Origin of the sequence: Pseudomonas sp. LABIM340, assembly GCF_040017195.2 — a bacterium.
Taxonomy (GTDB): domain Bacteria; phylum Pseudomonadota; class Gammaproteobacteria; order Pseudomonadales; family Pseudomonadaceae; genus Pseudomonas.
The window spans coordinates 3954870-3973804 of the sequence record NZ_CM200227.1 but is presented as its reverse complement, the minus strand read 5'-3'; the positions used below and the strand labels follow the sequence as shown (position 1 = coordinate 3973804).

The following is an 18935-nucleotide window of genomic DNA, read 5'->3' as shown; positions in this document are numbered from 1 at the left end:
GGGCCTCCGTTCATTCTTTGCCGGGTTCAGGGGCGCTCTGACGGCATGATCTGCACGACCTGGGGCAGCGCTTCGTACTTGCGCTCGGCCAGGCGTCGTCCTTCGGCTGACTGCAGGCTGCAGTCCTTGTCGGTTTCGGCGTGGAAGCGCACGGCTTCTTCCTCCCACACCGCGTCCAGCGCCTGGGGCGTGTTGTCCGGTGCTTCGCCGGCGGCCACCGGGCGCTGCTCGTCGATGGCCTCGGTGGCGCCGATCAGCGCGAGCAGGGCGCGCGGCACCAGTGCGTAGCGGGTGTCGCGCTCCTCAAGACGCGCGGTGAGCAGGGCGAGGATGTGCTGGATGTCACCCAGCCACTGGCCGATTTCCTCATGGCTGCGGGTCGACAGGTACTCCAGGAACAGCGGCAGGTAGTCCGGCAACTCGCGGGCGTCGAGCTGGAAGCCGGCGGCTTCGTACTCGGCCAGCAGGTTGACCATGGCCTGGCCGCGGTCGCGGGATTCGCCGTGCACGTGCTCGAACAGCAGCAGCGAGGTAGCGCGGCCGCGGTCGAACAGCTCGACATAGGCTTCCTCGAGGTCGAGCAGGTCGCCGGCGGCCAGTTCAGCGCACCACTGCGCCAGTTCCGCGCGCAGCTTCAGTGGCAGGCGGTCTTCGCCGTCGAGAATCTCCACGGCTTCGGCGCAGGCCGCCTGCAGCTCGGCGGTGGGGTAGTCGAGCAGGCGCGCCAGCACGCGCAGGCTGAGCAGGCCAACGATGGGGCCGTCGTGAGGTTTGGGGATGGCTTCGTAGTTACCCATGGCGGCTGTCCTCCACCGGGTCGAAGGTCTGCACCGGCTTGACCAGCGTGGTGGTGTTCTTGCGTCCGCCGAACAGGCTGACCTGGTTGTTGCCGCCGCCGTTGCAGCCGTCGCCGAAGGTGAAGCCGCAGCCGCTGCGTTCGGCATAGGCCTCGGGGATGTGCTCGCGGTGCCCGGTGGGGATGACGAAACGGTCCTCGTAGTTGGCGATGGCCAGGTAGCGGTACATCTCCTCGACCTGGTTCTGGGTCAGGCCGACCTGTTGCAGCACCTCGGTGTTCAGCTCCTTGTCGACGTGCTTGGCGCGCATGTACACGCGCATCGCCATCAGCCGCTTGAGGGCCAGCACCACCGGTGCTTCCTCGCCGGCGGTGAGCATGTTGGCCAGGTAGCGCACGGGGATGCGCAGCGACTCGACCTTGGGCAGCACGCCGTCGAACTCCACGTGCCCGGCCTCGGCGGCGGACTGGATGGGGGAGAGCGGCGGCACGTACCAGACCATCGGCAGGGTGCGGTATTCCGGGTGCAGCGGCAGGGCCAGCTGCCAGTCGATGGCCAGCTTGTAGACGGGTGAGGCTTGCGCTGCGGCGATCACGTTGTCGGGGATGCCGTCCTTGCGCGCCTGGGCGATGACTTCCGGGTCGTGCGGGTCGAGGAAGATTTCGCACTGGCGGTGGTAGAGGTCACGGTCGTCCTTGGATGCGGCCACTTCCTCGATGCGGTCGGCGTCGTAGAGCAGCACGCCGAGGTAGCGGATGCGTCCCACGCAGGTTTCCGAGCACACCGTGGGCTGGCCGGTCTCGATGCGCGGGTAGCAGAAGATGCACTTCTCCGACTTACCGCTTTTCCAGTTGTAGTAGATCTTCTTGTACGGGCAGCCACTGATGCACATGCGCCAGCCGCGGCACTTGTCCTGGTCGATGAGGACGATGCCGTCCTCCTCGCGCTTGTAGATCGCGCCGCTGGGGCAGGAGGCCACGCACGCCGGGTTCAGGCAGTGCTCGCACAGGCGCGGCAGGTACATCATGAAGGTGTTTTCGAACTGCCCGTAGATATCCGCCTGGACCTGGTCGAAGTTGATGTCCTTGCGGCGCTTGGCGAACTCGGTGCCCAGCAGTTCTTCCCAGTTCGGGCCCCATTCCACCTTGTCCATGCGCTGCCCGGAGATCAGCGAGCGCGGCCGCGCCACCGGCTGGTGGTCGCCCTGCTTGGCGCTGTGCAGGTGCTGGTAGTCGAAGGTGAAGGGTTCGTAGTAGTCGTCGATCTCCGGCAGGTCCGGGTTGGCGAAGATGTTCGCCAGCACCCGCCACTTGCCGCCGATGCGCGGGTTGATGGAGCCGTCGGCGTTGCGCACCCAGCCGCCGTTCCATTTCTTCTGGTTCTCCCACTCCTTGGGGTAGCCGATGCCGGGCTTGGTCTCGACGTTGTTGTACCAGGCGTATTCGATGCCTTCGCGGCTGGTCCAGACGTTCTTGCAGGTGACCGAGCAGGTGTGGCAGCCGATGCACTTGTCGAGGTTCAGGACCATCCCGACCTGGGAACGAATCTTCATTTGACGGCCTCCTGCTGATAGTCGTTGCCTTCGCCGTCGAGCCAGTCGATGCGGCGCATCTTGCGCACGATGACGAACTCGTCGCGGTTGGAACCCACGGTGCCGTAGTAGTTGAAGCCGTAGGAGAGCTGCGCGTAGCCGCCGATCATGTGGGTCGGCTTGGGGCAGACCCGCGTGACCGAGTTGTGGATGCCGCCGCGCGTGCCGGTCATCTCGGAGCCGGGGATGTTCAGGATGCGTTCCTGGGCGTGGTACATCATCGCCATGCCCGGGCGCACCCGCTGGCTCACCACCGCGCGGGCGGCGATGGCGCCGTTGGCGTTGTACAGCTCGATCCAGTCGTTGTCGGAGACGCCGATGGAACGCGCATCGTCCTCGGACATCCAGACGATCGGCCCGCCGCGCGACAGGGTCTGCATCAGCAGGTTGTCGCTGTAGGTGGAGTGGATGCCCCACTTCTGGTGCGGGGTCAGCCAGTTCAGGGCGATTTCCGGGTTGCCGTTGCTTTTCGGCGCGGCAACGCTGGCGGCGGCCTTGGTGTCGATGGGCGGGCGATAGACCATCAGGCTTTCGCCGAAGGCGCGCATCCACGGGTGGTCCTGGTAGAACTGCTGGCGGCCGGTGACGGTGCGCCAGGGGATCAGTTCATGCACGTTGGTGTAGCAGGCGTTGTAGCTCACGTGCTCGTCTTCCAGGCCCGACCAGGTGGGGCTGGAGATGATCTTGCGCGGCTGCGCGACGAGGTCGCGGAAGCGGATTTTCTCTTCTTCCTTGGGCTTGGCCAGGTGCGTGTGGTCGCGCCCGGTGATCTTCGACAGCGCCGCCCAGGCCTTCACCGCCACCTGGCCGTTGGTCTCCGGCGCCAGGGCGAGGATCATTTCGGCGGCGTCGATGGCCGAGGCGATCTTCGGCCGGCCGGCGGCGGAGCCTTCGAGCTTGCGGTAGTTGAGCTTGCCGAGCAGGTCGACCTCGGTCTCGGTGTTCCAGGCGATGCCCTTGCCGCCGTTGCCGATGGTGTCCAGCAGCGGGCCGACGGAGCTGAAGCGCTCGTAGGTTTCCGGGTAGTTGCGCTTGACCTCGATGAGCGACGGCATGGTCTTGCCGGGGATCGCCTCGCACTCGCCTTTCTTCCAGTCGAGCACTTCGGGCTGGGCCAGTTCGCCGGGGCTGTCGTGCTGCAGCGGCAAGGTCACCAGGTCGGTTTCCTCGCCCAGGTGGCCGACGCACAGGCGCGAGAAGGCCTGGGCGATGCCGTCGTAGATCTGCCAGTCGCTGCGCGCTTCCCAGGCCGGGTCGGTGGCGGCGGTGAGCGGGTGGATGAAGGGGTGCATGTCCGAGGTGTTGAGGTCGTCCTTCTCGTACCAGGTGGCGGTGGGCAGCACCACATCGGAGTAGAGGCAGGTGGTGGACATGCGGAAGTCCAGGGTGGTCAGCAGGTCGAGCTTGCCTTCGATGGGCTCGTCCTTCCACACCACTTCCTCGGAGCGCTGCTTGCCGGCTTCGCCCAGGTCCTTGCCGAGCACGCCGTGCTTGGTGCCCAGCAGGTACTTGAGCATGTACTCGTGGCCCTTGCCGGAGGAGCCGAGCAGGTTGGAGCGCCAGACGAACAGGTTGCGCGGGTGGTTCTGCGGGTTGTCCGGGTCTTCGCTGGCGAAGCGCAGCTGGCCGCTTTTCAGTTGCTCGACGGTGTAGTCCACCGTGCTCTTGCCGGCGGCCTGGGCGGCGGCGGCCAGGCGCAGCGGGTTGATCCCCAGTTGCGGCGCGGAAGGCAACCAGCCCATGCGTTCGGCGCGCACGTTGAAGTCCACCAGGCTGCCGCTGAAGTCCTGCGGGCGGGCCAGCGGGGAGAGCAGCTCCTTCACTTCCAGCTTCTCGTAGCGCCACTGGCTGGAATGGTTGTAGAAGAACGAGGTGCCGTTCATGTGGCGCGGCGGACGGTGCCAGTCGAGGGCGAAGGCCAGCGGCGTCCAGCCGGTCTGCGGGCGCAGCTTTTCCTGGCCGACGTAGTGCGACCAGCCGCCACCGCTTTTGCCGATGCAACCGCAGAGGATGAGCATGTTGATCAGCCCGCGGTAGTTCATGTCCATGTGGTACCAGTGGTTCATCCCGGCACCGACGATGATCATGGAACGGCCATGGGTCTTGTCGGCGTTGAGGGCGAACTCGCGGGCGATGCGGATCATCTGCGCCGCCGGCACCCCGGTGATCGCCTCCTGCCAGGCCGGGGTGTAGGGCTTCATCTGCCCGTAATCGCTGGCGCCGTCGTCCTCGCCCGCACCGCCGACGGTGGCTTGCAGGCCACGGTCGATGCCGTAGTTGGCGGCGGTCAGGTCGAACACGGTGACCGCCAGCACCTCGCGGCCATCGGCCAGTTTCAGGCGCTTGGCCGGCACGTGGTGGTAGATGACGTCGCGCACCTTCACGTTGGGGAAGTGCTGGCGCTCGATGCCGCCGAAGTAGGGGAAGGCCACCCGCGCCACTTCGTCATGCTGGCCGAGTTGCGACAGGCGCAGGCTGATCTCCTTGCCGTCGGCGTCGACCTGCTCCAGGTTCCAGTGGCCGCTCTCACCCCAGCGGAAGCCGATGGCGCCGCGCGGTACCACCAGGCGGTCGCCGCTCTCGTCCCAGGCCACGGTCTTCCATTCGGGGTTGTTGGCCTGCTCCAGGTTGCCGTCGAAGTCGCTGGCGCGCAGTTGCTTGCCCGGCACCAGGCTGCCGTCGTCGCGCTGCTCCAGCTCGACCAGGATCGGCATGTCGGTGTAGCGGCGGATGTAGTCGGTGAAGTAGGCGCTGGGTTTCTCCAGGTGGAATTCCTTGAAGATCACATGGCCCATGGCGATGGCCAGCGCGGAGTCGGTGCCCTGCTTGGCGCTCATCCACTCGTCGCAGAGCTTGGAGATTTCCGCGTAGTCCGGGGTGATGGCGATGGTCTTGGTGCCCTTGTAGCGGACCTCGGTGAAGAAATGCGCGTCGGGCGTACGGGTCTGCGGGACGTTGGAACCCCAGGCGATGATGTAGCCGGAGTTGTACCAGTCGGCGGACTCGGGCACGTCGGTCTGCTCGCCCCACACCTGTGGCGAGGCGGGCGGCAGGTCGCAGTACCAGTCATAGAAGGACAGGCATACGCCGCCGATCAGCGACAGGTAACGGGTGCCCGAGGCGTAGGAGACCATCGACATCGCCGGGATCGGCGAGAAGCCGGCGACGCGGTCCGGGCCGTAGGTCTTCACGGTGTAGACGTTGGCGGCGGCGACCAGGGTCTGCATCTCGTCCCAGTCGGCGCGGACGAAGCCGCCACGGCCGCGGATGGACTTGTACTGTTTGGACTTCTGCGGGTCCTCGACGATGCTCGCCCAGGCCAGCACCGGGTCCTTGTGGGCCGCCAGCGCCTCGCGCCAGAGTTGCACCAGCGCCTTGCGCACCATGGGGTATTTCAGCCGGTTGGCGCTGTACAGGTACCAGGAGTAGCTGGCGCCGCGCGGGCAGCCACGGGGCTCGTGGTTGGGCAGGTCGGGGCGGGTGCGCGGGTAGTCGGTCTGCTGGGTTTCCCAGGTGACCAGGCCGTTCTTCACGTAGATCTTCCAGCTGCAGGAGCCGGTGCAGTTCACCCCGTGGGTCGAGCGGGCGATCTTGTCGAACTGCCAGCGCTGGCGATAGCCGTCTTCCCAGTCGCGGCTCTCATCGCGGGTTTCGCCGTGGCCACCGGCGAACTCCGGGGGACGCTTGACCAGGTAGCGCAGGCGGTCGATGAAGAAGCTCATGTTTGTCCTCCTTGGCTGGGTGCGCGCTTAGCAACGCACCTCGGCATTACCACGGGTGTAGTAGAACCAGGTCAGCGCGATACACAGCACGTAGAACACGATGAACCCGTAGAGCGCCCATTCCGGGCCTCCGGTGAGGTCGAACGAACTGCCGAACGATTTCGGGATGAAGAAGCCACCGTAGGCCGCCACCGCGGAGATGAAGCCCACCGCGGCGGCGGACTCCTTCTCGCTCTGCAGGCCCTGCTGCTCGGCGGGCAGGCTGGGGAACAGGCGCGGCGTCATGATCCGGAAGATCGCCGGGATCATCTGCGTTGTGCTGGCATTGCCCACCCCGGAGAAGAAGAACAGCAGCAGGAACATCGCCAGGAAGCCCCAGAAGGCGCCCGGCTGGTCCTTGCCTTCGATGAAGAACAGCACGCCCCCGACGCACACGGCCATGGCGACGAACACCCAGAGGCTGATCCGTCCGCCGCCGAAGCGGTCCGCCAGGCCGCCGGTGAAGGCGCGGGCCAGCGCCCCGATCAGCGGCCCGAGGAAGGCGAACTTGAGCACGTCGACGCCGGGGAACAGGTGCCCGGCCAGCAGCGGGAAGCCGGCGGAGAAGCCGATGAAGCTGCCGAAGGTACCGGTGTAGAGCACGCTCATCAGCCAGGTGTGCTTGCGCTTGAAGATCGCCATCTGGTCGGCGAAGGACGACTTGGCGCTGGCGATGTCGTTCATGCCGAACCAGGCGGCGATGGTCGCAATGATGATGAAGGGCACCCAGATGAAGCCGGCGTTCTGCAGCCACAGCGGCGTGCCGGCGGCGGTCATCTGCGGCTCGCCGCCCAGGCCGCCGAACACCGTCATGGTGATGCACAGCGGCACGGCGAACTGCATGACGCTGACGCCCAGGTTGCCCAGCCCGGCGTTCAGGCCCATGGCCGCGCCCTTGGCCTGTTTGGGGAAGAAGAACGAGATGTTCGCCATGCTCGAGGAGAAGTTGCCGCCGCCCAGGCCGCAGAGCAGGGCGAGGATCAGCATCACCAGGTACGGCGTGTTCGGGTTCTGCACGGCGAAGCCGATCCACAGCGCCGGCAGCAACAGCGATGCAGTGGACAGCGCCGTCCAGCGCCGGCCGCCGAAGATCGGCACCATGAAGCTGTAGAAAATGCGCAGGGTGGCGCCGGACAGGCCGGGCAGGGCGGCCAGCCAGAACAGCTGGTTGGCGCTGTACTCGAAGCCCGCCAGCGGCAGCTTGGCCACCACCACCGACCAGACCATCCAGATGGCGAAGGCCAGCAGCAGGTTGGGGATGGAGATCCACAGGTTGCGCGTGGCGATGCGCTTGCCGGTCTGCTCCCAGAACGCCGGGTCCTCGGGGTGCCATTCGCGCAGGACGAAGCTGCTGGGGGTGGAGAGCTCCGGCAGGTCGCGGGAGGAACTGCGCTCGGCCCATTCCACGCGCTCGGCCATGCGGATCGCGTAGTGCATCCAGGCCAGGGCGCCGGCGGCGATCAGGAACAGCAGCATGAAGCAGCTCTGCCAGATGCCGACCACGTCGTTGAGCATGCCGAAGGTCAGCGGCAGCAGGAAGCCGCCCAGGCCGCCCATCATGCCCACCAGACCGCCGACCACGCCGACGTGCTGTGGGTAGTAGGTGGGGATGTGCTTGAACACCGCCGCCTTGCCCAGGGACATGAAGAAGCCCAGCACGATGATGATCGCGGCGAAGCCGATCAGCCCCAGGTGCATGGCGAACTCCACCTCGCCGCGCACGCCGGTGACGACGTAGCGGGTGGGTGGGTAGCTGAGCAGGAAGGTGCAGATCACCGACAGGCTCAGGGTCCAGTACATCACCCGGCGCGCGCCGTAGCGGTCCGACAGCCAGCCGCCGAGGATGCGGAACAGCGAGGCCGGCACGGTGTACAGCGCGGCGACGAAACCGGCGGCGGCCAGGCCCAGGCCGTACACCTCCATCAGGTAGTGCGGCAGCCACAGGGCCAGCGCCACGAAGGCGCCGAAGACGAAGAAGTAGTACAGCGAGAAGCGCCACACGCGCAGCTCGGCCAGCGGCGCCAGTTGCTCGGCCAGCGGGACGGCCTTGGCCTGGCGGGTGGCGGCCTGCGGGTCGGTCTTGGCCAGCAGGATGAACAGGATGCCCATGACGCCCAGCACGATTGCGTAGACCAGCGCGGCGCCGCGCCAGCCGAGGGCGAGCATCAGCAGCGGAGCGGCGAGGTTGGTCAGGCCGGCGCCGACGTTACCGGCACCGAAGATGCCCAGCGCGGTGCCCTGTTGCCCGGCTTCGAACCAGGTGGCGGTGTAGGCTGTGCCGACGATGAAGCCGCCGCCGGCCAGGCCGACGCCCAGCGCGGCCACCAGCAACATCGGGAAACTGTTGGCGAAGGTCAGCAGGTAGACGCAGACGGCCGACACCAGCATCAACAGGCCGAACACCCAGCGGCCGCCGTAGCGGTCGGTCCACAGGCCGAGGAAGATGCGCGAGATCGAGCCGGTCAGCACCGGCGTCGCCATCAGCAGGCCGAGCTGGGTATCGCTGAGGCCGAACTCGTTCTTGATCTGCAGGCCGAGGATGGAGAACAGCGTCCATACGGCGAAGCACAGGGTAAAGGCCAGGGTCGACAAGCCGAGAGCGCGATAGCGGTCGCCAGCTGGAATTGAAGTAGCCATTCTGCACGCAGTCCCTTGAAGGTACCGTCAGCAACGGTTCGTTCCATCCAGCCGTAACGATGCCGGGGCAGGTCAGTGGGTACCTGCGCTCGCGGGCATTGCCATTAGCCGAATCACGGTGTCTTGTGGAATCTCTGGTTATCTTGGCACCGCTCGGGTGCTGCAGAGGTCCAGCCTAGACGCAGATCAAGGGGAATTCCAAAACGAGGCGGGATATTGCTGCGAACGTGCGCAACTTGGTGTTTCGCTATATAGAAATATAAATAGCGATGGCCACTGGATTGCCACTGCATGAACAGGCGTGCTGCCATTGATCAGCGACTACTGTAGGAACATGGAGATTCGTCCTGCACGACAGAACTTCTTGATCCTGCGCAGGAGGCGCGTAGCTTGAGCGGAGTATCGTGCGGCGGCGACTCGCAGCGACAGACTGCCAGCGCCTCAGGAGCCCGTGTCATGCCCGAATCGATGAGTTTCAACCGCGCGCTGGTGGAGAAGTACGACCGTCCCGGCCCGCGCTACACCTCCTATCCCACCGCGCCGCAGTTCCATGGCGCGTTCGCCGCCGACGACTACCGCGCGGCCGCCCGGCGCAGCAACCATCCCGGCGACGGGAGCGCGGCCAAGCCGCTCTCGGTGTACATCCATATCCCGTTCTGCAAGAGCCTCTGCTACTACTGCGCCTGCAACAAGATCATCACCCAGAAGACCCACCGCGCCGTGGAATACCTGGACTACCTCAAGCGCGAGATCGCCATGCAGGCCGAGCTGTTCGACGGCACCCGCAAGCTCACCCAGCTGCACCTGGGCGGCGGCACGCCGACCTACCTGACCAGCGAGCAGCTAAGCGAAGTGATGGACAGCCTGCGCGAGCATTTCAACCTCGACGAAAGTGACGCCCACGAGTTCTCCATCGAAGTCGACCCGCGCACCATCAGCCGCGAGCGCATCGCCGAGCTGCGCGCCCAGGGCTTCAACCGCCTGAGCTTCGGCGTGCAGGATTTCGACGAGAAGGTGCAGGAAGCGGTCAACCGCGTGCAGAGCGAGCAGCAGGTCTTCGACCTGGTCGCGGCGGCGCGCGAGGCGAAGTTCAAGTCGGTCTCCGTGGACCTGATCTATGGCCTGCCGCTGCAGACCGTGGCGAGCTTCGACACCACCCTCAGCAAGATCATCGCCCTGCGCCCCGACCGCATCGCCGCCTACAGCTACGCGCACCTGCCCGAGCGGGTGCGCGCGCAGCGGCTGATCCGCCGCGAGGACATGCCGCCGCCGGAGCGCAAGCTGGAACTGCTGGAACTGACCATCCAGCGGCTGACCGAAGCGGGCTACGTCTACATCGGCATGGACCACTTTTCCCTGCCCGACGACGAACTCACCGTGGCCCGCAGCAACGGCACCCTGCAGCGCAACTTCCAGGGCTACTCGACCCACGCCGACTGCGACCTGATCGCCCTGGGCGTGTCGTCCATCAGCAAGGTCGGCGACACCTACGGGCAGAACGTGAAGGAGCTGTCGCAGTACTACGCGCGGATCAATGAGGGCCTGCTGCCGGTGCACAAGGGCTATCGCCTGACCGACGACGACTGCCTGCGCCGTGAAGTGATCAGCGCGCTGATGTGCCATGGCCGCGTGGACTACGCCCCGCTGGAGGAGCGTCACGGCATTCGTTTCGGCGAGTACTTCGAGAGCTCGCTGCGGCAGTTGCGCGAGCAGGTCGGCGACGGCCTGATCGAGTTGCACGACGACGCGCTGGTACTGCTGCCCCAGGGCCAGCTGATGATGCGCAGCGTGGCCATGGCCTTCGACGCCTACCTCGGTGGCGAGCAGCAGGAGCGCTTCTCGCGCACCATCTGACGCTGCTGCCCGATGCAGAACGGCCCGCTTTCCTGGCGGGCCGTTGTGTTTGAATCACAGCAGGTTCAGCCGCCGCGCCAGCTTGCGCAGGTTGCTGGGGTCCATCTCCAGCGCGCGGGCGGCGCTGGCCCACTTGCCGTTGTGGCGTAGCAGTGCGTCCTGCAGCAACTGCCGCTGGTAGCCGTCCACTGCGGCCTGCAGGGAGTAGGGCGTCTCGCCGGCTGCCAGCGTCGAGACCTTCGCCGGTGCCGGATGGGTCGTCACCTCCAGGCCCAGACCGGCCGCTTCGATGCTCAGCAGCGCATGGCGTGAGTCCGCCTGGCTGAGAACTTTCAACGCCGCCCGGCTGATCACATGCTCCAGCTCGCGCACGTTGCCCGGCCAGGCGTAGGCCAGCACCGTGCGCTCCGCGTCCGCGCTCAGGCGCAGGCAGCGCAGCCCCAGGCGCGCGCGGTTCAGTTCGAGGAAGTGCCCGGCGAGCATCAGCACGTCGTGGCCGCGCTCGCGCAGCGGCGGGATGTGCACCGGGTAGACCGAGAGGCGGTGATAGAGGTCGGCGCGGAAACGTCCCTCGCGCACCTCCTCGATGAGGTTGCGGTTGGTCGCCGCGATGATCCGCACATCCACGTGCTTCGGCCGGTCCGCCCCCAGGCGCTGGATTTCGCCGCTCTGCAGGGCGCGCAGCAGCTTGGCCTGGATCGCCAGCGGCAGCTCGCCGATCTCGTCGAGGAACAGGGTGCCGCCGCTGGCCGTCTCGAAGCGGCCCTGGCGGTCCTGGGTGGCGCCGGAGAACGCCCCGCGCACGTGGCCGAACAGCTCGCTCTCGGCCAGGGTTTCCGGCAGCGCGGCGCAGTTGATGTGGACCATCGGCTTGCGCGCCCGCGGCGAATTGGCGTGCAGCCAGTGGGCGAACAGCTCCTTGCCGACGCCAGTCTCGCCTTGCAGCAACACGGGCAGTTCGGCGTCGGCGACGATCTTCAGTTCGTTGAGCAAGCCGCGCAGCACCGGGCTGTCGCCAAGGATGCTGCTCTGCGATTCCACCGCCGGCTCCACCAGGCCGCTGCGCGCCAGGCGCAGGCCGCGCACTTCGTTTTCCAGCTGGCCGATGCGCAGCGCCGTCTCGATCAGCGGCGCGCACTCCTGCAGGCGCCGCGCCACGGAGGCATCGAAGCTGCCAGGGCGCAGCGCGTCGAGGGTCACCGCTCCCCACAGGCGGTCCTGCACGCGCAGGCTCATGCCCATGCAGTCATGCACGGGCAGGGGCTTGTCGGGGCTGTCCTGCAGCAGGCCGTCATAAGGGTCGGGCAGTTCGCTGTCGGCGGCGAACTGCACCGGCTCGCGCTCTTCGAGAATGCGCGCCAGGCGCGGGTGGCGCTCGACCTGGAAGCTGCGCCCGAGCACTTCCAGGTCCAGCCCGACGGCTGCCTGGGTCTGCAACCGCTCGCCATCCAGGCGCAGTAGCACTACCGCGCTGCAGCTGAATTCGTCGCGCAGGGCGGCGACCAGTCGTTGCAGGCGCACGGCGGCCGGCAGGTCGCTGGGCAGGTCCGCCAGGAGCCGGTTGAGGAAGGAGGTACTTTTTACCTTGATGAGGTCTTTTGAACCCTTTGTGTGAGCGGTCATTTCGACTCTTCAGCTTCCCAGGTGCTTGATTCCAAAGGTGTTATCGAGTGGCACGCGGCTTGCCATCTGAAGGATAAGCCTGACACAGGAGTCGCATCATGTACGACGATTCGCCCGAAAGCACTTTAGGACATTCAGCCTGCGAAGACACCGCCGCTTTCGCGGCCGTGGCCGCCTCCCCGGAGGTGTGCCATGGGTGAATACCGCAAACTCTGGTGGACATTGCTGGCCGTGCTGGCGGTGACCTTCGGCATCCTCGGCTACTTCGGCCGCGAGGTTTACCGCCAGGCGCCGCCGATCCCCGATGAGGTGCGCAGCGTCTCCGGCGAGCAGCTGTTCACCGGCACCGACATCCTCGACGGTCAGACCGCCTGGCAGAGCGTCGGCGGCATGCAGCTCGGCTCCATCTGGGGCCACGGCGCCTACCAGGCGCCGGACTGGACCGCCGACTGGCTGCACCGCGAGCTGACCGCCTGGCTCGACATCGGCGCCCACGAGCTGTACGGCAAGGCTTTCGGCGAACTCGACAGCGACCAGCAGGCCGTCCTGCGCAATCGCCTGCAACGTGAATACCGGCAGAACCGCACCGACAACGGCGTGCTGACCCTGAGCGAGCGCCGTGTCGAAGCGATCCGCCAGACCGCCGCCTATTACGTCGCGCTGTTCGGTGACGACCCGGCGCTGCAACCCAGTCGGAAGAGCTTCGCCATGAAGGAGAACACGCTGCCGAGCCTGGAGCGGCGTGAAGAGATGACCCACTTCTTCTTCTGGACCGCCTGGGCCGCTGCCACCGAGCGCCCGAACTCCGTCGCCACCTACACCAACAACTGGCCCCATGAGCCGCTGATCGGCAACCAGCCGACCGCTGAGAACGTCATGTGGTCCATCGTCAGCGTGGTGCTGCTGATCGCTGGCGTCGGCTTCCTGGTCTGGGCCTGGGCCTTCCTGCGCAAGGAGGAGGAAGAGCCGCACCCGCCGCTGCACGACCCGATCAGCCTGGTCGGCCTGACGCCTTCGCAGAAGGCCCTGGGCAAGTACCTGCTGCTGGTGGTGGGGCTGTTCACCTTCCAGGTGATGCTGGGCGGCGGGACTGCTCACTACACGGTGGAAGGCCAGGACTTCTACGGCATACCGCTGTCGCAGTGGTTCCCCTATTCGCTGCTGCGCACCTGGCACATCCAGAGCGCGCTGTTCTGGATCGCCACCGGCTTCCTCGCCGCCGGGCTGTTCCTCGCGCCGATCATCAACGGCGGCAAGGACCCGAAATACCAGAAGCTGGGCGTCGACATCCTGTTCTGGGCGCTGGTCGTGGTAGTGCTGGGCTCCTTCGTCGGCAACTTCCTGGCCATCGCGCAGATCCTGCCGCCGCAGTGGAACTTCTGGCTGGGCCACCAGGGCTATGAATACGTCGACCTCGGCCGCCTGTGGCAGATCGGCAAGTTCCTCGGCATCGCCTTCTGGCTTGCGCTGATGCTGCGCGGCATCCTCCCGGCGTTCCGCAAGCCGGGCGACAAGAACCTGCTGGCGCTGCTGTCCGCTTCGGTGATCGCCATCGGTCTGTTCTACGGTGCCGGCCTGTCCTATGGCGAGCGCACCAACCTGTCGGTGATGGAGTACTGGCGCTGGTGGGTGGTGCACCTGTGGGTGGAGGGCTTCTTCGAGGTCTTCGCCACTACCGCGCTGGCCTTCATCTTCTCCAGCATGGGCCTGGTGAGCGTGCGCGCCGCGACCACCGCCAGCCTGGCCTCGGCCTCGCTGTTCATGCTCGGCGGGGTGCCGGGTACCTTCCACCACCTGTACTTCTCCGGCACCACCACGCCGGTGATGGCGGTCGGCGCCACCTTCAGCGCCCTGGAAGTGGTGCCGCTGGTAGTGCTGGGCTACGAGGCCTGGGAGAACTGGCGGCTGAAGAACCGCGCCGCCTGGATGCAGCGGGTGAAATGGCCGCTGGCCTGCTTCGTCGCCGTGGCCTTCTGGAACATGCTTGGCGCCGGGGTCTTCGGCTTCATGATCAACCCGCCCATCTCGCTGTATTACATCCAGGGCCTCAACACCACGCCGACCCACGCCCACGCCGCGCTGTTCGGGGTGTACGGCTTCCTCGCCCTGGGCTTCACGCTGCTGGTGCTGCGCTACATCCGCCCGGACCTGCAGTTCAACGAGCGGCTGATGAAGACGGCCTTCTGGTGCCTCAACGGCGGCCTGGTGTTGATGCTTTCCACCAGCCTGCTGCCGATTGGCATCATCCAGTTCCACGCCAGTGTCGACGTCGGCCTCTGGTACGCCCGCAGCGAAGCCTTCATGCAGCAGCCGCTGCTGCAGACCCTGCGCTGGGTGCGCACCTTCGGTGACGTGGTGTTCATCATCGGCGCACTGTCGATGGCCTGGCAGGTGATTTCCGGCGTCCTCTCGCCCGTTTCCTCAAGCGCAACCGAATCGGTGCAGGGAGGTGTCGCACAACAGGACTGACGACTCATAGTGTGCTGTGTTGGTAGGCGGCCCACCTCTTCAGGTGGGCCGCCTTTTTTACGCCGGTACGTTTTAGCGGCGGTCGACCCAGACGGTCTGCGCGTTGCAGAACTCGCGCACGCCGAAGTGCGACAGCTCGCGACCGAAGCCGCTCTTCTTCACGCCGCCGAAACCGACGCGGGCATCGCTGGCGCTGTAGCCGTTGATGAACACGCCACCGACGTCCAGCTCGGCGCTCATCTGCCGGGCGCGGGCGAGGTCGGCGGTGAACACCGTGGCGGTCAGGCCGAAGTCGCTGTCGTTGGCCAGCTCCAGCGCGTGGCGGGCGTCCCTGGCGCGGATGATCGAGGCCACCGGGCCGAACAGCTCCTCGCGGAACGAGGTCATTTCCGGCGTCACATCCGCCAGCACGGTGGGCTGGTAGAAGTTGCCCGCGCCTTCGGCCTTGCCGCCGCCCAGCAGCAGTGTGGCGCCTTCGGCCAGGGTGCGTTGCACCTGGTCATCCAGCTCGTCGCGCAGGTCATAGCGGGCCATGGGGCCGACGTAGGTCTGCGCCTGGGCTGGGTCGCCCATCGCCAGTTCGCGGGTGGCGGCGACGAAGCGCTCGGTGAAGGTGTCGGCGATGCTGTCCTCGATGATGAAGCGCTTGGCCGCGGCGCAGACCTGCCCGGAGTTCTGGAAGCGCCCGGCGACGGCGGCCTTCACGGCCACGTCGAGATCGGCGTCGGCGAGCACGATGAAGGCGTCCGAGCCGCCCAGTTCCAGCACGCACTTCTTCAGCGCGGCGCCGGCCTGGGAGCCGATGGCGGAGCCGGCGCGCACGCTGCCGGTCACGGTGACGGCGGCGATGCGGTCATCGCGGATGGCCTGGGACACCAGGTCGTTACCGACGTTGATGACTTCGAACACGCCTGCCGGGAAGTCCGCCTGCTGGAACGCCTGCAGCATTCCGTAGGCGCTGCCCATGACGTTCGGCGCGTGCTTGAGCACATAGGTGTTGCCCGCCAGCAGCGCCGGCACCGCGCCGCGCAGCACCTGCCAGATCGGGAAGTTCCACGGCATCACCGCGAGGATCGGGCCCAGCGGGCGGTACTCGATCCAGGCGCGCTCGTGCTCCACGCTGGTCGGCTCCGGGGCGAGCATCTGCGGGCCGTTGGCGGCGTACCAGTCGCACAGGCCGGCGCACTTTTCCACTTCGCCACGGGCCTGGGTGATGGGCTTGCCCATCTCGGCGGTGATGGTGGCGGCCAGGGCATCGGCGTTGGCGCGCAGGGCCTGGCCGAGACGCACCAGGGCGGCGGCGCGCTGCTCCAGCGGGGTGCGCTTCCAGGTTGCGTAGCCCTGGGCTGCGCGGGCCAGGGACTGCTCCAGCGCCTCGGCGGACTCGAAGGCGTAGCTATCGATCACCTCGCCGGTGGCAGGGTTGCGGGAGATCGCGTGGGTCTGTGGGGAAATGCTCATGGCTCGCTCCTGTGAGGGTGGGTTGCAGGAAGTGGAGCCAGTGTCGCGTTGAATCATGCTTATGAAAACTGAATAATAATGACGATTACGCTCTCGTTTGGAGAATGAAATGGACCTCGTCCAGCTGGAAATCTTCTGCGCCGTGGCCGCCCACAAGAGTATCGCCGCCGCCGCCCAGGCCATGCACCGCGTGCCGTCCAACCTGACCACGCGGATCAAGCAGCTGGAAGCGGACCTGGGCGCCGACCTGTTCATCCGCGAGAACAACCGCCTGCGCCTGTCCCTCGCCGGGCACGACTTTCTCGTCTACGCCACGCGCATCCTCGGCCTGGTGGAAGAGGCGCGGGTGGTGGTGTCGGGCAAGGAGCCCACCGGGCGCTTCCCCATCGGCTCGCTGGAGAGCACGGCGGCGGTGCGTATCCCGCGCCTGCTGGCGCGCTACCACCAGCAGTACCCGAAGGTGGAGCTGGACCTGTCCACCGGCCCGTCGGGCGCCATGATCGACGGCGTGATCGCCGGCGAGCTGATCGCCGCCTTCGTCGATGGGCCGATCAAGCACCCGGCGCTGGAGGGCGTGCCGGTGTTCGACGAGGACATGCTGGTGGTCGCGCCGTCGCACCACGCAGCTATTCACCGTGGCCGCGATGCCGACGGCGAGATGATCTACGTGTTCCGCGACAACTGCTCCTATCGCCACCACTTCGAGCGCTGGTTCGCCGCCGACGGCGCGGCCCCCGGCGCCATCCGCGAGCTGGAGTCCTACCACAGCATGCTCGCCTGCGTGAGCGCCGGCGGCGGCCTGGCGGTGATGCCGCGCAGCATGCTGAGCAACATGCCCGGCAGCGCCTCGGTCAGCGCCTGGCCCATGAGCGGCGACTTCGCCCGGCTGAACACCTGGCTGATCTGGCGCAGCGATTCACGCTCGCGCTCACTGGAGCTGTTCCGCCAGCTGGTGGACGAGCAGGCGGCGGCGCTGGATATGGCGGGTGCCTAGCACTTCACGTCTGGCCGTTGAGAGGAACATTGCTCGACTGAAGGAAAGCATGCATTGACCGAGCGCTCCGCCACTCTTGTTGCGCTCGGATGGATGATGGCAATATCAAATCATTCACCCTAAAAGGATGTAGAACCGGATGAAAAAGCCGCAGGCCGACTTTGATTACATCAGCGAGCTGCTCGAAGAGTTTTTCGCGCGACGCACTCTCAAATCGGCGTTCAAAGTCATCTCGGATTATGAGATCTCCGGCTGGGAAATCTGGTTCCAGGTGGAGTTCGCGCGGTTTCTGGCAGAGCATGAGTCAGAGCCGGAGTGGGGGCGTGAATGGGCATTGGAGTACGACTACCGGAGGGAGAAGTCCCGGCAGTTCTTCCGCCCCGATTTCACCATCCGCAAGAAGCACTGGGCGCTTGAGCGCTTTGTCGCGCTGGAGATCAAGCAGCATCAGCAGCCAGGTAACTGCATCTCGAACATGATTTCCGACTTGGCCAAGGTGGCGAAAATCCGCAAGTCGGAGCTGGATGTGCGCTCCTTCTGGGCGCTCGGGGTATTCCCCACCGACGCCGATCAGTGCATGAACGAACTGATCGAGGAGAAGCTGGAGGCCGGTGGTCTTGCCTATTATGAGTCGCGCACCAGAACTGGAAGGATTTCCGGAACTCCATTCAGCTACGCCTTGTTCTGACTCCCAGGACCAGGGTTGTCCGCCGTTGCCCGCCTGACGAGCGCGTCAGGCTCAGGGCTTCTACGGCCTCCTGCCCATTCGGCTTTCGCGCATGACCCGGCGCAACCCAAACGCCACTCCCGCCCCCAGCACTCCGCCCAGCAGCGTGGCAAGCAGCTCCGCCAGCAGGCCGATGGCGCTGTCGATGCTCATGCTCCGCAGGTAGTTGCCAAGCTCCGGCCACAACGCCAGCCAGAGTCCGATGAACACCAGTGCCAGGTCATACCAGAGCCCATCCACGCCTCGGGGACGGTAGCCGCGCACGAAGAGAATGAAGGCGCTGAAGGCCAGTGCCAGGAGCAGGGTGCCGAGAAACTGGCTGAGTGAATCGGGACCGGACATGGCGGCTACTCCTCGCCGCTGCGCAGACGCAGGCACTGGCCGGTGTGCAGGCCCAGTTGCATCTCGTCCAGCAGTGCCTCGGCGTAGGAGAACGCCAGGGCAGAGTCTTCGGCGGAGGCACTACCGGCGCGGCTGAAGTCGTCGATGCGCAGGCCTTCGGGCATCGGCGGTGCTTCCACCAGCGTCCAGTCCAGGCCGCTTGCCTTCAGACTGCGGGCAAGGCCGGCGCCGAGCTGTTCCTGCTCGGTATCGGCAGGCTCCACCAGCCAGCCCCAGTGGCCCACCAGCAGCAGGCGCGACACTTCCGCACGCAACGCGCCATCGACCAGGGCGCTGCACTGCGGCGGCAGCTCTTCCTCCGGCTGATCGGCGAGGAAGGCGAACACCACGTCCAACCCCGAAACGGCCTGGCTGACCACGATCGACGAGTCCAGGCTGCCCAGCTTGCAGCGCAGGCCGGGGCGGGCGCGCAGGCGGTTGAGGTCGTCGAGCAGCACGGTCACTTCGTGCTGGCGTTGCAGGGCGCCGGCGATCAGCGCCTGGCCGAAGCTGCCCGAGGGTTTGAACAGTCCCAGCTTGAGGGTCGGGGTTTCCAGGTTGTGCATGAAGGCTCCTTCGACAGCAGTGGTCCGACGGATGCGACATGTGCATATCGAAGGAGAGGGCCGGCGAGGGTTCA

At 66.4% G+C, this 18935-nt stretch carries 12 protein-coding genes; 4 read left to right on the top strand and 8 right to left on the bottom strand.

The genetic code is table 11. From position 1 onward, the window contains the following. Positions 1-26: 26 nt before the first annotated feature. From narJ to ABKS89_RS18095, 4 genes are read right to left on the bottom strand one after another with little or no spacing between them, the layout of a single operon-like run. Positions 27-797, bottom strand: a complete 771-nt coding sequence (narJ, locus tag ABKS89_RS18110) for a nitrate reductase molybdenum cofactor assembly chaperone (RefSeq protein ID WP_151187459.1) — start codon at positions 795-797, stop codon at positions 27-29. Continuing rightward, entirely contained in the window at positions 790-2349 is a 1560-nt protein-coding gene (gene narH / locus ABKS89_RS18105) for a nitrate reductase subunit beta (RefSeq protein ID WP_138214498.1), read from the bottom strand. Before narH ends, narJ begins: the two co-directional genes overlap by 8 nt. Next, positions 2346-6110, bottom strand: coding sequence for a nitrate reductase subunit alpha (locus tag ABKS89_RS18100; RefSeq protein ID WP_138214497.1), 3765 nt, complete (start codon positions 6108-6110; stop codon positions 2346-2348). Before ABKS89_RS18100 ends, narH begins: the two co-directional genes overlap by 4 nt. Positions 6111-6137: 27 nt before the next feature. Continuing rightward, positions 6138-8786 carry a nitrate/nitrite transporter gene (locus tag ABKS89_RS18095; RefSeq protein WP_138214496.1) on the bottom strand — a complete coding sequence of 883 codons (2649 nt, stop codon included), beginning with the start codon at positions 8784-8786 and terminating at the stop codon, positions 6138-6140. Between the two features lie 456 nt (positions 8787-9242). Here ABKS89_RS18095 and hemN point away from each other — a divergent pair, with 456 nt between their 5' ends. Next, complete coding sequence (gene hemN, locus ABKS89_RS18090; RefSeq protein WP_348586426.1) at positions 9243-10640, top strand: oxygen-independent coproporphyrinogen III oxidase; 1398 nt, start codon at positions 9243-9245, stop codon at positions 10638-10640. 54 nt (positions 10641-10694) lie between these two features. On the opposite strand, the gene norR is transcribed toward hemN, so the two are convergent. Then, positions 10695-12263, bottom strand: a complete 1569-nt coding sequence (gene norR / locus ABKS89_RS18085) for a nitric oxide reductase transcriptional regulator NorR (protein ID WP_138214494.1) — start codon at positions 12261-12263, stop codon at positions 10695-10697. Between the two features lie 192 nt (positions 12264-12455). On the opposite strand from norR, the gene ABKS89_RS18080 reads away from it, so the two are divergent. Further along, complete coding sequence (locus ABKS89_RS18080; RefSeq protein ID WP_348586424.1) at positions 12456-14732, top strand: nitric-oxide reductase large subunit; 2277 nt, start codon at positions 12456-12458, stop codon at positions 14730-14732. A 72-nt stretch (positions 14733-14804) separates the two neighbouring features. Here ABKS89_RS18080 and ABKS89_RS18075 read toward each other — a convergent pair whose 3' ends face one another. After that, positions 14805-16193 carry an aldehyde dehydrogenase family protein gene (locus tag ABKS89_RS18075; RefSeq protein WP_348586422.1) on the bottom strand — a complete coding sequence of 463 codons (1389 nt, stop codon included), beginning with the start codon at positions 16191-16193 and terminating at the stop codon, positions 14805-14807. A gap of 109 nt (positions 16194-16302) precedes the next feature. Here ABKS89_RS18075 and ptrR point away from each other — a divergent pair, with 109 nt between their 5' ends. Next, positions 16303-17187: a putrescine utilization regulator PtrR gene (ptrR, locus tag ABKS89_RS18070; RefSeq protein WP_348586420.1), complete on the top strand. Its 885-nt coding sequence runs from the start codon at positions 16303-16305 to the stop codon at positions 17185-17187. A 139-nt stretch (positions 17188-17326) separates the two neighbouring features. Continuing rightward, positions 17327-17875: a hypothetical protein gene (locus ABKS89_RS18065; RefSeq protein WP_348586418.1), complete on the top strand. Its 549-nt coding sequence runs from the start codon at positions 17327-17329 to the stop codon at positions 17873-17875. Between the two features lie 60 nt (positions 17876-17935). Here ABKS89_RS18065 and ABKS89_RS18060 read toward each other — a convergent pair whose 3' ends face one another. After that, entirely contained in the window at positions 17936-18256 is a 321-nt protein-coding gene (locus ABKS89_RS18060) for a hypothetical protein (RefSeq protein WP_348586417.1), read from the bottom strand. A 5-nt stretch (positions 18257-18261) separates the two neighbouring features. Further along, positions 18262-18861: an NAD(P)H-binding protein gene (locus ABKS89_RS18055; protein ID WP_348586415.1), complete on the bottom strand. Its 600-nt coding sequence runs from the start codon at positions 18859-18861 to the stop codon at positions 18262-18264. Positions 18862-18935 lie beyond the last annotated feature (74 nt).